This is a genomic window from Nonomuraea solani, from assembly GCF_900108335.1.
Lineage (GTDB): Bacteria > Actinomycetota > Actinomycetes > Streptosporangiales > Streptosporangiaceae > Nonomuraea > Nonomuraea solani.
This window is the reverse complement of the sequence record NZ_FNVT01000019.1, coordinates 114,837-126,764: the sequence shown is the minus strand read 5'-3', so window position 1 is coordinate 126,764 and position 11,928 is coordinate 114,837. Positions and strand designations below refer to the sequence as shown.

Sequence of the window (11,928 nt, the reverse complement as noted above, 5' to 3'; positions counted from 1 at the left end):
CGCTGATCCCGCCCCCGCCCGTACGTGATCGGAAAGTCGATGTCCGCCGTCCCCCGCACCCTGCCCGGCCGCGAGGCGCGCCTGGCCCGTGTCGCCGTCGCGGCGCTGTTCCTCACCAACGGCGCCGTGTTCTTCAACGTCGTCCCGCGCTACCCGCAGATCAAGGCCGACCTCGGCCTGAGCAACGTCATCTTCGGGACCGCGCTGGCCGGCTACCCGATCGGCGCGCTGCTGGCCGGGCTGCTCGCCGGCGCCGCCATCCGCCGGCTCGGCTCCGCACGGGTGGCGGCGTTCGGGATCGTCGTGACCACGGTGACGACGCTGGTCATCTCCTTCACGCCGAACTGGATCGCGCTGGGCGGCGCCCTGTTCGTCGTCGGCGCTCTCGACGCGATCGTCGACGTCGCGCAGAACGCCCACGGCCTGCGGGTCCAACGTCTCTACCGGCGTTCCATCGTCAATTCGCTGCACGGGGTGTGGAGCATCGGCGCGGTCCTGGGCGGCCTGATGGGCTCAGCCGCCGCCGGCCTCGACATTCCCCTCGCGGTCCACCTGGCCATCTCCGCGACGGTGTTCGGCATCGTCGCCCTCATCGCCTACCGGTTCCTGCTCCCCGGCCCCGAGAACGCCGAACGACTCGCCGAACCCGAGGACCTCGCCACCACCGCCGATCACTCGGCCCAGGGCCTTGCCGCGCCCGATGGCCAGGCCACAGGTGGGGGTGGGCGCTGGTTCGCGGGCTCCGCCGTGCGGATGCTGGCCGCGCTCGGGATGCTGGCCGCCTGCGGGGCCCTCGTCGAGGATGCCGGCGCGTCCTGGGGCGCCCTGTACCTCAGCGGTGACCTGCGCACCAGCGCCGCCACCGCCGGCCTGGCCGTCGTGGCCCTCCAGGTCGCCATGACCGTCGGCCGGCTCACCGGCGACCGCGTCGTGGACCGCTTCGGTCAGCGCGCCGTCACCCGCGCCGGTGCCGTCCTCGCCGCCGTCGGCATGGGTGCCGCCCTCGCCGTACCGTCCGTGGCGAGCACGCTGGCCGGTTTCGCCCTCGCCGGGCTCGGTGTCGCCACCCTCGTGCCCGCCGCCATGCACACCGCTGACGAACTGCCCGGCCTTCCTCCCGGCAGCGGCCTGACGATCGTGAGCTGGCTGCTGCGCGGAGGGTCCCTGCTGTCCCCGCCCCTCGTCGGACTCGTCGCCGACCTCACCAGCCTGCGCGTCGGACTGCTCTCCGTGGTGCTGGCCGGCGTCATCACCGTCGTCCTCGCCCGCGCCCTGAGGACCGCACCACGTCCTGAGGACGGGTGACCCACGGCACGCGCTCTTGTGAATGCGAGGGGGAAGCCATGGATCACCTCGTGGCTGCGACTGGATTCCGGTATTCAGGTTGGAATGTGCGGAAGGTAGGGTGAGGGCTTGTGACGACGTTTCGGATCAGCGAGGCCGCGGCGCTGCTCGGGGTCAGCTCTGACACCGTCCGCCGGTGGGTCGACGCGGGCAGGCTGGGTGCCGAGCGCGACGAGCAAGGGCACCGGCGGGTGAACGGCGCCGACCTGGCCGCCTTCGCCCGTTCGCAGATCGAGACCGGCGACGACGGTGGTCGCTCCTCGGCGCGTAACCGGTTTCGCGGGATCGTCACCGAGGTGATCCGCGACGCGGTGATGGCGCAGGTGGAGATCGCCGCGGGGCCGTTCAGAGTGGTGTCGCTGATGAGCCGTCAGGCCGCCGACGAGCTCGGCCTGGAGGTAGGGGTGGTGGCGGTCGCCGTGATCAAGTCCACCAACGTCGTCGTGGAGATTCCCGGTCACGAGCGCGTGGCCGGTCATGTATGAGGAGCCCCTGTGGTGCGTCTTTCCCGATGGGCGATCGCCCTGCCCGTAACGCTCGCGCTGGCGGGCCTGTCCGGTTGCGGCTCCGGCGGACCGGCCACGTCCACGACCGGAGCTTCGTCCTCGGCGAGCCAGGCCAAGGAGGTGACGGTGTTCGCGGCGGCGTCGCTGACCGGGACGTTCACCGAGCTCGGCAAGAGCTTCGAGGCCGCGAATCCGGGTACGACGGTGAGGTTCAACTTCGGTTCCAGCGCCACGCTGGCTCAGCAGATCACCCAGGGCGCTCCGGCGGACGTGTTCGCGGCGGCGAGCCCGGCCACGATGAAGACGGTCACCGACGCGTCGCTGGCGGGTTCGCCGACCACGTTCGTACGGAACAAGCTCCAGATCGCGGTGCCGGCCGACAACCCGGCCAAGGTGGGCGAGCTGAAGGACCTGACCGACGGAAAGGTGAAGGTGGCGCTGTGCGCGGAGCAGGTGCCGTGCGGGGCGGCGGCGGTCAAGGCGCTGGCCGCGGCCAAGCTGACGGTCAAACCGGTCACTTTGGAGCAGGACGTCAAAGCCACGCTGACCAAGGTGGAGCTGGGTGAGGTGGACGCGGCGCTGGTCTACAAGACCGATGTGATCGCTTCGGCGGGCAAGGTCCAGGGCATCGCGTTCCCCGAGGCGGACCAGGCGATCAACGACTACCCGATCGCCACGTTGTCGAAGGCACCGGCCGGTGACGCGGCCCAGCGGTTCGTCGATCTGGTGCTGTCGCAGCAGGGCAAGGACGTGCTGACCAAGGCCGGCTTCGAGGCCCCCTGATCCGATGGGTGCCTCCGCGTCAGAACAGCTCGAACCGGTGAGCGCCACCGGCCGCGAGGTCTCCGGGCGGCTGCCCTGGATGCTGGTCGTGCCCGCGCTGGCGGGGCTGACGTTCCTGGTGCTGCCGCTGGCTGGGCTGCTGATCCGGGCGCCGTGGCCCACGCTGCTGGAACGGCTGGCCGAGCCGCACGTGCTGGAGGCGTTGCGGTTGTCGCTGGTGACCGCCACCATCGCGACCGCTCTGTGCCTGCTGCTCGGCGTGCCGCTGGCCTGGCTGCTGGCCCGGGTGGAGTTCCCGGGCCGGCGCCTGGTGCGCGCCCTGGTCACGGTGCCGCTGGTGCTGCCCCCGGTGGTCGGCGGTGTGGCGCTGCTGCTCGTGCTCGGGCGGCGCGGGCTCGTGGGGCAGTGGCTGGAGGCCACCTTCGGGATCGCGCTGCCGTTCACCACGGCGGGCGTGGTCGTGGCGGAGGCGTTCGTGGCGATGCCGTTCCTGGTGATCAGCGTCGAGGGCGCGCTGCGCGGCGCCGACCGGCGTTTCGAGGAGGCCGCCGCGACGCTCGGGGCCTCGCGCTGGACGGTGTTCCGGCGGGTGACGCTGCCGATGGTCATGCCGGGCGTGGTGGCCGGGGCGGTGCTGTGCTGGGCGCGGGCGCTGGGCGAGTTCGGGGCGACGATCACGTTCGCCGGCAACTTCCCCGGCACGACGCGGACGATGCCGCTGGCCGTCTACCTGGCCCTGGAGACCGAGCCGGAGGCGGCCATCGTGCTCAGCCTGGTTCTGCTGGTCGTCTCGGTGATCATTCTGGCCAGCCTGCGCGACCGGTGGGTGAGCGCGCCATGACCCTCGATGCCCGGCTGGTGGTCACCCGGCCCGCTTTCACCCTCGACATCACCCTGAACGTGCGGCCGGGCGAGGTGGTCGCGCTGCTCGGGCCCAACGGCGCCGGCAAGACCACGGCGTTGCGCGCCCTGGCCGGGCTCACCCCTGCGTCCGGCGGGCAGATCGCCCTGCGCGGCAGGCCGTTGCACACGCTGCCCGCCGAGAGCCGCCCGATCGGCATGGTGTTCCAGGACTACCTGCTCTTCCCCCACCTTTCAGCGCTGGACAACGTCGCCTTCGGGCCGCGCTGCCAGGGCGTGCCCAAGGCCGAGGCCCGCCGCACCGCCGCCGCCCTGCTGGAACGGGTCGGCCTGGCCGACCGCGCCGCCGCCAGGCCACGGCAGCTGTCCGGCGGTCAGGCCCAGCGGGTGGCGCTCGCCCGCGCGCTGGCCGTACGGCCCGAACTGCTGCTGCTCGACGAGCCGCTGGCCGCGCTCGACGCCCACACCCGCCTGGAGATCCGCTCGCAGTTGCGCCGCCACCTCAACGAGTTCGACGGCGCCACCGTCCTGGTCACCCACGATCCCCTTGACGCCATGGTGCTGGCCGACCGGCTGATCGTCATCGAGAACGGCGCCATCGTCCAGCAGGGCACCCCGGCCGAGATCGCCCGCCGCCCGCGTACCGACTACGTGGCCAGGCTGGTCGGGCTCAACCTGTATCGCGGGACGGCCGACGGGCTCCGGGTCAAGGTGGGCGAGTTGCTGCTGCACACCTCCGAGCACCTCGAAGGGGCCGCGTTCGTCGCGTTCCCGCCCGCCGCCGTGGCGCTGTACCGGACCCGCCCCGACGGCAGCCCCCGCAACCTGTGGCAGGCCCGCATCGACGGCATCGAACGGCACGGCGACAACGTCCGGGTGCACCTCGACGGCCCCGTCACCGCCTTCGCCGACATCACCCCCGCCGCCGTCGCGGACCTCGACCTGACCCCGGGCCAGCAGGTCTGGGCGTCGGTCAAAGCCACCGAGACCCACGCGTACCCGGCATGAGCGGCTGTGACGCCATTTGTCTCGGCGGCCCCGGCCACGGCCCGCTCACCCACATCGAGCGGGACATCGGCCTCCTCGCCATTTCCGTGCCACGCCCGTCGCCCGGCCGGCCCGAGACGCGCGCCGCAGCGGTCGCCCGGCATCACCAGGTGTGGTCCCCGCTCGTCGAGAGGGCGGGCAGTCCATGCCGACGACCCGCAGCGCGGCGGTGTTGCCGAACTCAGGGTCGATCTCGTCCCACGACAGCGCCGCCCGATGACCGTCACGGTGAAGTAGTGGCCCGTTGAGAAAGGCGGCCCCGGGAAGTGGGTGCCAGGCGGGGCGGGGTCATCCCGTGGTGCGGCATGGTCCGCCACGAATGGTCGGGCTATGCCAGGTGCTCGCGGGTGAGCCGGTCGAACACCTCCCGCAGGTCGAGGTCGCGGGCGATGTCCAGCACCGCCCTGGCCATCACCGACTCGGGGCCCGTACCGGCCACGATGAGCCCCACGCGCGGCTCCTTGGCCGGCCGCTCCAGCCGGACCACCCGCATGCCCTCGGGCACGCCGAACATGTGCAGCCACGCGTGCGCGATCACACTCGACCAGCGGTGCGTCGCCACGTGCGCGAACAGCGCCGAGACGGTGTCGGTCTCGATCGCCGGCACCGCCACCGCCCCCGCCTGCCTGAAGTTGGCGTCCAGGATGCGCCGGTTGCGCATCTCGGGCGCCAGCAGGCACAGCGGCAGCGCCGCCACCTCCGCCCAGCGCGCCACCCGCCGCCCGGCCAGCTCGCCGTCGGACGGGGTGAGCAGCAGGTAGCGCTCCTCGTACAGCGGGCTGGCGCGTACGTCGCCGAGGTCCTCCTCGTCGTCCATGTACGTCATCGCCATGTCGATCTCGAACTCGGTCAGCCGCCGCGCGATCTCCCGGGACGACAGCGACGTGAGCAGCACCCGGACGTGCGGATTCCGTTCGCAGAACGGCGTGGTCAGCAACGACGCCGCGGTCAGCGCGGTCGGGATCGCCCCCATGCGCAACGTGCCCGACAACCCGTCGCGCATCCGGGACAGGTCCTGGCGCAGGGAGTCGGTGTCGGCGAGGATGCGGTGCGCCCACAGCAGCACCCGCTCGCCCTCGGGCGTGAGCCCGGCGAACCGCCGGCCGCGCCGGACGAGCGGCACGTCCAGCTCGCGCTCCAGCTTGCGGATGGCGGCCGACAATGACGGCTGGGAGACGTGGCAGGCCGCCGCGGCACGGGCGAAATGCCGTTCACGGGCCAGGGCGACCAGATACTCCAGTTGGCGCAGCAGCACGCCACAGAATGCCCCGGCCACGCCCGTCCCGTCCACCTCATGCGGCTCCGTCGCTGACCGCGACCGGCACGCGGCCCTGCGCGAGACCTTCTACGGTGACCCCGGTGGCGCCGCGGCGGCGTTCCGTCCGCGAGATCGACTCCGTGTCGGCCGCGCCCGCCCGCGTCGTGGAGCTCGACCGCGCGCACTCACCGTTCCTGTCCCGGCCGTCAGAGCTCGCCGAGGTGATCGCCGCCCTCTGGTGACGACGGCGCGCACAGCCGGACGAGTTCGGGCACCAGGTGCCGGAGCATCTCCTCGTCGCGGGGGTCCGAGGGAGCGTACTCGGTGATGCCCAGGCCGGCGATCTCGTGCCCGGCGGCCAGGGCGGCGACCTCCTCGATGAGCGCCGCCGGGGACAGGCCGCCGGGTTCCGGGTAGCCGACCGAGGTGATGCCGTCCAGCACGTCGAGATCCACGTGGACGTACAGGACGGCGTCGTCGTCGATGGTGGACAGGCCGCCGATGCCGGTACGCCGGATGTGGTCGGTCTCGGCGGGGTCGAAGCACCGCGTACCGGACAGGGCGATCTGGTCCGGGCGCAGCGCGGGGGAGGGCACCAGGCCGGGCGGGCCCTCGCCCTGGAGCGCGCGCAGGATCATGCCGTGGAAGGCGCCCGACGGGGACGTTTCCGGGGAGTTCATGTCGGGGTGGGCGTCGAACCAGACGAGGTTGAGGCGGTCACCGTACCGGCGCAGCGCGGCCGCGACCGGTTCGAGTTCGACGCCGCAGTCACCGCCGACCGTCACGGTGAAGCCGTCCTGCGGCAGTGCCTGCCGGACCCGGGCGGCGGTGTCGGCCAGGGTGCCGCCGGTGCTCACCCGGACGTGCCGCGCCTCGGGGATCATGGCGGCCAGCCGGGCGGCGCCTTCGACCAGCCTGGGTGCCGTGGGGGACAGCGATCCCTGCCATTGGGGGATCTCGACGACGTTCAACATCCTGTGCTCCTCATCCGGTGGTCGGGGCGACAGTCTCGCGTGGTCCAATTGGCAATGTCCACTTAGTGTTTCCGTACTGATCTATAAGGATCGCTTGATGTTGGATCCCGCCCGGCTCCGGCTGCTGCGCGAGTTCGCCGAGTACGGCACCATGACCGCCGTGGCGGACGTGTGCGGCATGACCTCCTCCGCCGTCTCGCAGCAGCTCGCCACCCTGGAACGCGAGGCCGGGGTGCCGCTGTTCGAGCGGGCCGGGCGCCGGGTCCGTCTCACCGCCGAAGGGCGGCGCCTGGTCGGGCACGCGCACATCGTCCTGAACGCGCTGGACGCCGCCGAGGAGGATCTCCGCTCGGCGCCGACCCCGCGCGGGCCCGTCCGGGTGGCCTGTTTCGCCACCGCCGCGGTCCACCGGCTTCTGCCCGCGATCGCGGTGGCCAGAACCCGTCACCCCGAGCTGAACGTGATCGTCTACGAGCTCGAACCCCGCCCGGCGATCGAGGCGCTGCGCGGCGGGAGCTGCGATCTCGCGATCACGTTCGTCTACAGCCTGATCCCCGAGGACGTGCCGCCCGGGGTGTCGCGGCGGCTCCTGGGCGCCGAGCCGATCATGATCGCGCTGCCGGCGGGCCACCCGGGCGCCACCGGCGCGGTGGACCTGCGCGTCCTGCGCGAGGAGCCGTGGATCGCGGGCTCCCAGGGCACCACCGACCACGAGATGCTGCACCGGGCCTGTGGCCTGGCGGGGTTCCGGCCGAACGTGATTCACACGGCCGACGACTACGCGCTCGTCCTGCGCATGGTGCGTGAGGGCCTGGGCGCCGGGCTGGTGCCCGAACTGGTCTCCACGGTGGTCGGTGTCCCCGACGGCGTCGTCCTGCGCCCGATCTCCACGGTCGAGATCACCCGGACCACCCACGCCCTGGTCCGCACCGTCACCCCCGCCGTCAACGCCATGATCGAGCTGCTGTTAAGTTAGCCTTCCCTAAGTTATGTCCGTTTCGGGGAAGGAGCGCCGGTTGGAGTCCGGCCGTGACGTACTGCTCCGTTCGATCGCGGGCCAGCGCCGCAGACTCGCCGCCGGGTCGCTGCTCGGCGCCGGTCACCAGGCCGGCGAGGCCCTGGTGCCCGTCCTCATCGGGCTGGCCATCGACCAGGCCGTCGTCGGCGCCTCCTGGGGACGGCTGCTCATGTGGCTCGCCGTTCTCGCCGTCGTCTACGTCGGCCTGTCCTTCAGCTACCGGTTCGGCATCCGTGTCGGCGAGCGCGCCGCCGAGGAGGCGGCCCACGACCTGCGCCTCGCCGTGGTCTCCCGGGTGCTGCACCCGCGCGGCGGCGCCGAAGAGGGCCGCCTGCCCGGCGCGCTGACCAGCATCGCCACCGAGGACGCCCGCCGCGTCGGCGCGGTCATCATGGCGGTCCTGGCCGGGATCGCAGCCCTCACCGGCCTCGCCGTGTCCACCGTCGTCCTGCTGCGCATGTCGATCCCGCTCGGACTGATCGTGCTGCTCGGCACGCCGGCCCTGCTGTGGCTGGGACACCTGCTCGGCAAGCCGCTGGAGCGCCGCAGCGAGGTCGAGCAGGAACGCGTCGCGCACGCCTCCGGCATGGCCGCCGACCTCGTCGCCGGGCTGCGGGTGCTGAAGGGCATCAACGCCGAGGGGGCCGCCGTCGAACGCTACCGGCGCACCAGCCGCGACTCCCTGTCGGCCACCCTGCGCGCCGCCCGCGCCGAGGCGCTGCAGAACGGCGTCGTCCTCGCGCTCACCGGCGCGTTCATCGCGCTGATCGCCCTGGTCGGTGGCAGGTTCGCGATCGACGGCAGCATCAGCCTGGGCCAGCTCGTCTCCGCCGTCGGCCTGGCGCTCTTCCTGCAGGGCCCGCTGCAGCTGCTGGCCTGGGTCAACGCCGAGCTCGCGCAGGGCCGCGCGTCCGCCGCCCGGGTCGCGGCCCTGCTGTCGGCACCGCACGCGGTGACGGGCGGCGGCGGGCTGCCCGGCGCGGGTGCGGGCGAACCGCCCGGCGCGGGTGCCGGCGAACCGCTCGGGACGACCTCGGGTGCCGGCGAACCGCTCGGGACGATCACAGGCGCGGTACGGCTGCGCGGCCTCACCTACGACCGCCTCACCGGTCTCGACGCCGACATCGCCCCCGGCGAACTCGTGGGCGTCGCCGCCACCGACCCGGCCGCCGCCACGGCGCTGCTGCGCTGCCTGGGCCGGCAGGCCGACCCCGAGTCGGGCTCGGTCGAACTCGACGGCGTACCGCTGCGCGACCTCGACCCCGCCCGCCTGCGCGAGGCCGTGCTGGTCGCCGAGCACGACGCGATCCTGTTCGAAGGCACGGTACGCACCAACATCGGCGGCACCGCCCCCGCCGAAGCGATGGCCGCCGCCGGCGCCGACCAGTTGCCGGGTGGCGAGGACACCCGCGTCAGCGAACGCGGCGGCTCCCTGTCCGGCGGGCAGCGTCAGCGCGTCGCCCTGGCCAGGGCCCTGGCGGCGGGGCGGCCTGTGCTCGTGCTGCACGATCCGACCACCGCCGTCGACGCCGTCACCGAAGCGCGCATCGCCGAGGGCATCAGGCGGGTCAGGCGCGGCCGTACCACGATCGTCGTCACCACCAGCCCCGCGCTGCTCGCGGTGGCCGACCGGGTGCTCCTCCTGGACGATGGCCGGGTCACCGACGCCGCGCCCCACGCGGACCTGCTCCGGCGCAACGCCGGCTACCGGACGGCGGTACTGGCATGAGCACCCCCCGCGAACTGCTGCCCACCGCCACGCCGGCGCGTACGCGGGCGGCCGTGTGGAAGATCATCCGGCCGTATCGGGGGCTGGCCGCCGCCGGGCTCGGCCTGCTCGTCGTGGCCACCTCCGTCGGCCTGCTCACCCAGCCCCTGCTCGGCTGGGTCGTGGACCTGGTCGCCGGCCGCCGTCCCGCCGCCGAGCTCACCACGCCGGTGGTCCTGCTCGTGGTCGTCGGGGTCGCGCAGGGGTTGCTGACGGCGTACGGGCTGGTGCTGGTGTCCCGGCTGGGCGAGACCGCGCTGGCGGAGCTGCGCGAGCGCTTCGTCGAGCGGGCGCTGGCGCTGCCGCTCGAACGGGTCGAACGCGCCGGGTCCGGCGACCTGACCTCGCGGGTGACGCGCGACGTGGCGCAGGTGGCCGAGGCCGTGCGCTCGGCGCTGCCCGCGCTGGTCCGGTCGCTGTTGTCGATCGGGCTGACGCTGGTGGCGATGGCGCTGCTCGACTGGCGGTTCCTGGTCGCGGCGCTGCTCGCCGTACCGGTGCAACTGCACACCGCCCGCTGGTACGTACGCAACGCGGTGCCTCTCTACGCCGCCCAGCGCGTCGCGACGGGGGAGCAGCAGCAACAGCTGCTCGACACCATCGGCGGCGCCTCCACCGTGCGCGCCTACCGCGCCGAGACCGAGCACCTGGAGCGCGTCACGGGGCGTTCACGTGCGGCGGTGGACCTGACCATGCGCGGGGTACGGCTCGTGCTGCGCTTCTACAGCCGGCTGCACATCGCCGAGTACGTCGGGCTGGCCGCCGTGCTGGCGGCGGGGGTGTGGCTGGTGAGCGACGGGTCGGCGAGCGTCGGCACCGTCACGGCCGCCGCGCTGTACTTCCACAACCTGTTCGGGCCGGTCAACACGGCCCTGGCGCTGCTGGACGACGCCCAGTCGGCCAACGCGAGCCTGTCCCGCCTGGTCGGCGTCGCCGACGAGGCGGCACCGGAGCGTGCGCCGTTCAGCGAAGTGGTCGTCGGGCCGGAGGGTGTTCCGGACGGGCATGGCCGTGGCGGGGTGAGCGTGCGCGAGCTCGTTCACGCCTACGAGCCCGGCCGGCCGGTGCTGCACGGCGTCGACCTCGACATCCATCCAGGCGAACGCGTCGCGCTGGTCGGCGCGAGCGGCGCGGGCAAGACCACGCTGGCCAAGCTCATCGCCGGCGTCCACGAGCCCACCACCGGCACCGTCGCCGTCCCTTCCGGCATCGCCATGGTCACCCAGGAGGTGCACGTCTTCGCCGGCCCCCTCGCCGACGACCTGCGCCTGGCCCGCCCCGGGGCGACGGACGACGAGCTGCGCGCCGCCCTGACCACCGTGGACGCGCTCACCTGGGTCGAGACGCTGCCCGACGGCCTGGCGACGGTCGTCGGCGAAGGCGGTCACCGGCTCACCGGCGCGCAACGCCAGCAACTCGCGCTGGCCCGGCTCGTCCTGGCCGACCCGCCCGTGGCGGTCCTCGACGAGGCCACGGCCGAGGCGGGCAGCAGCGGCGCCCGCATACTGGAGCGCGCGATCGAAAGCGCCATCGACGGCAGGACCGCGCTGATCGTCGCCCACCGTCTCACCCAGGCCGCCACCGCCGACCGCGTCGTCGTCATGGAGGACGGGCGCGTGGTGGAGCGCGGCTCACACGAGGACCTGCGCGCTGCGGGCGGCCGCTACGCCACCCACTGGGCCGCCTGGACCGACCACCAGTCAGCCCCGGCGACCGACCAGGAGGGCACCACCTGACGGCACGTCGGTTGTCAGAGGCGTTCGCGCCAGGGGTGGGCGGCGTGCACGATCTTCAGCGCCTCGTCCAGCCAGCGCCGCTGCTCCTCGGTCAGCAGGGGAAGGACCGTCTCGAAGTCGGTCTCGTCCTTCGGGCGCGGGTCTTTGGACTTGTAGAGGAGTTGCACTTCGGGAGCGAGCCGGTGGAAGCCGTCCTCCTCGACGGTCAGCCCGGCCAGGGGACGGCGGACGCGGGGGTCACGCCGGTAGATCCACTCCTGGCCGTCGGCCTCGTCCAGCATGAGCTGGAAGCGCCAGGGACCGTCCGGCTGCTCGCGTACCCAGATGTGACGCGCCTGCTCGGGCAGGACCTCGTCGAGCGCCCACGGCCGCAGGTTCCCGGAGATCGCGACATGGACGTCCCAGCCGTCCAGGAGCCGGCGCGCGCCAAGCTGGTCCCGGCGCAGGAGCCCGAGGTCCACGTCCCCGTGCTCGCGGAAGGCGCGGCCCACGGCCAGTTCGATCGCGTACCCGCCGGCCACCCACCACGGCGCCGCCAGCCTGCGGAAGAGCGCGACCACCTCCGCGAGCGGAGCGGCGTCCCAGGGGCCCCACGGTGTGTCGATCCTCGTCATCCGATCATCATGCGGAACG

12 protein-coding genes are annotated in these 11,928 nt (G+C 73.2%); 9 read left to right on the top strand and 3 right to left on the bottom strand.

Annotated features, from left to right (window positions below; genetic code table 11):
* Positions 1 to 39: 39 nt before the first annotated feature.
* The 5 genes from C4V41_RS45585 (at position 40) to C4V41_RS45565 (ending at position 4,502) form a co-directional block, all read left to right on the top strand.
* Positions 40 to 1,305: an MFS transporter gene (locus C4V41_RS45585; RefSeq protein ID WP_103962288.1), complete on the top strand. Its 1,266-nt coding sequence runs from the start codon at positions 40 to 42 to the stop codon at positions 1,303 to 1,305.
* Between the two features lie 110 nt (positions 1,306 to 1,415).
* Entirely contained in the window at positions 1,416 to 1,829 is a 414-nt protein-coding gene (locus C4V41_RS45580) for a TOBE domain-containing protein (protein WP_103962287.1), read from the top strand.
* A 12-nt stretch (positions 1,830 to 1,841) separates the two neighbouring features.
* The gene (gene modA, locus C4V41_RS45575; RefSeq protein WP_103962399.1) at positions 1,842 to 2,633 is read left to right on the top strand and encodes a molybdate ABC transporter substrate-binding protein; all 792 of its coding nucleotides are present in this window, start codon (positions 1,842 to 1,844) and stop codon (positions 2,631 to 2,633) included.
* 4 nt (positions 2,634 to 2,637) lie between these two features.
* Positions 2,638 to 3,474: an ABC transporter permease gene (locus C4V41_RS45570; protein WP_103962286.1), complete on the top strand. Its 837-nt coding sequence runs from the start codon at positions 2,638 to 2,640 to the stop codon at positions 3,472 to 3,474.
* The gene (locus C4V41_RS45565) at positions 3,471 to 4,502 is read left to right on the top strand and encodes an ABC transporter ATP-binding protein (RefSeq protein WP_103962398.1); all 1,032 of its coding nucleotides are present in this window, start codon (positions 3,471 to 3,473) and stop codon (positions 4,500 to 4,502) included. The genes C4V41_RS45570 and C4V41_RS45565 overlap by 4 nt, the downstream gene beginning before the upstream one ends.
* A gap of 367 nt (positions 4,503 to 4,869) precedes the next feature.
* Here C4V41_RS45565 and C4V41_RS45560 read toward each other — a convergent pair whose 3' ends face one another.
* Positions 4,870 to 5,832 carry a LysR family transcriptional regulator gene (locus C4V41_RS45560; protein ID WP_235030788.1) on the bottom strand — a complete coding sequence of 321 codons (963 nt, stop codon included), beginning with the start codon at positions 5,830 to 5,832 and terminating at the stop codon, positions 4,870 to 4,872.
* A 68-nt stretch (positions 5,833 to 5,900) separates the two neighbouring features.
* On the opposite strand from C4V41_RS45560, the gene C4V41_RS62360 reads away from it, so the two are divergent.
* On the top strand, positions 5,901 to 6,041 hold the full coding sequence (locus C4V41_RS62360; RefSeq protein WP_160150617.1) for a hypothetical protein: 141 nt from the start codon (positions 5,901 to 5,903) through the stop codon (positions 6,039 to 6,041).
* Here the strand turns inward: C4V41_RS62360 and C4V41_RS45555 are convergent.
* Positions 6,006 to 6,773 carry an arginase family protein gene (locus C4V41_RS45555; protein ID WP_200824678.1) on the bottom strand — a complete coding sequence of 256 codons (768 nt, stop codon included), beginning with the start codon at positions 6,771 to 6,773 and terminating at the stop codon, positions 6,006 to 6,008. The two genes, C4V41_RS62360 and C4V41_RS45555, sit on opposite strands and share 36 nt — an antisense overlap.
* A 97-nt stretch (positions 6,774 to 6,870) precedes the next feature.
* On the opposite strand from C4V41_RS45555, the gene C4V41_RS45550 reads away from it, so the two are divergent.
* From C4V41_RS45550 to C4V41_RS45540, 3 genes are read left to right on the top strand one after another with little or no spacing between them, the layout of a single operon-like run.
* Complete coding sequence (locus C4V41_RS45550; protein WP_160150616.1) at positions 6,871 to 7,749, top strand: LysR family transcriptional regulator; 879 nt, start codon at positions 6,871 to 6,873, stop codon at positions 7,747 to 7,749.
* Positions 7,750 to 7,789: 40 nt separating this feature from the next.
* Positions 7,790 to 9,520 carry an ABC transporter ATP-binding protein gene (locus C4V41_RS45545; protein ID WP_235030787.1) on the top strand — a complete coding sequence of 577 codons (1,731 nt, stop codon included), beginning with the start codon at positions 7,790 to 7,792 and terminating at the stop codon, positions 9,518 to 9,520.
* Positions 9,517 to 11,295: an ABC transporter ATP-binding protein gene (locus tag C4V41_RS45540; RefSeq protein ID WP_103962282.1), complete on the top strand. Its 1,779-nt coding sequence runs from the start codon at positions 9,517 to 9,519 to the stop codon at positions 11,293 to 11,295. Before C4V41_RS45545 ends, C4V41_RS45540 begins: the two co-directional genes overlap by 4 nt.
* A 14-nt stretch (positions 11,296 to 11,309) precedes the next feature.
* Here the strand turns inward: C4V41_RS45540 and C4V41_RS45535 are convergent, their stop codons facing one another.
* Positions 11,310 to 11,909, bottom strand: a complete 600-nt coding sequence (locus C4V41_RS45535; protein ID WP_103962281.1) for a nucleotidyltransferase domain-containing protein — start codon at positions 11,907 to 11,909, stop codon at positions 11,310 to 11,312.
* Between the last annotated feature and the right edge of the window lie 19 nt (positions 11,910 to 11,928).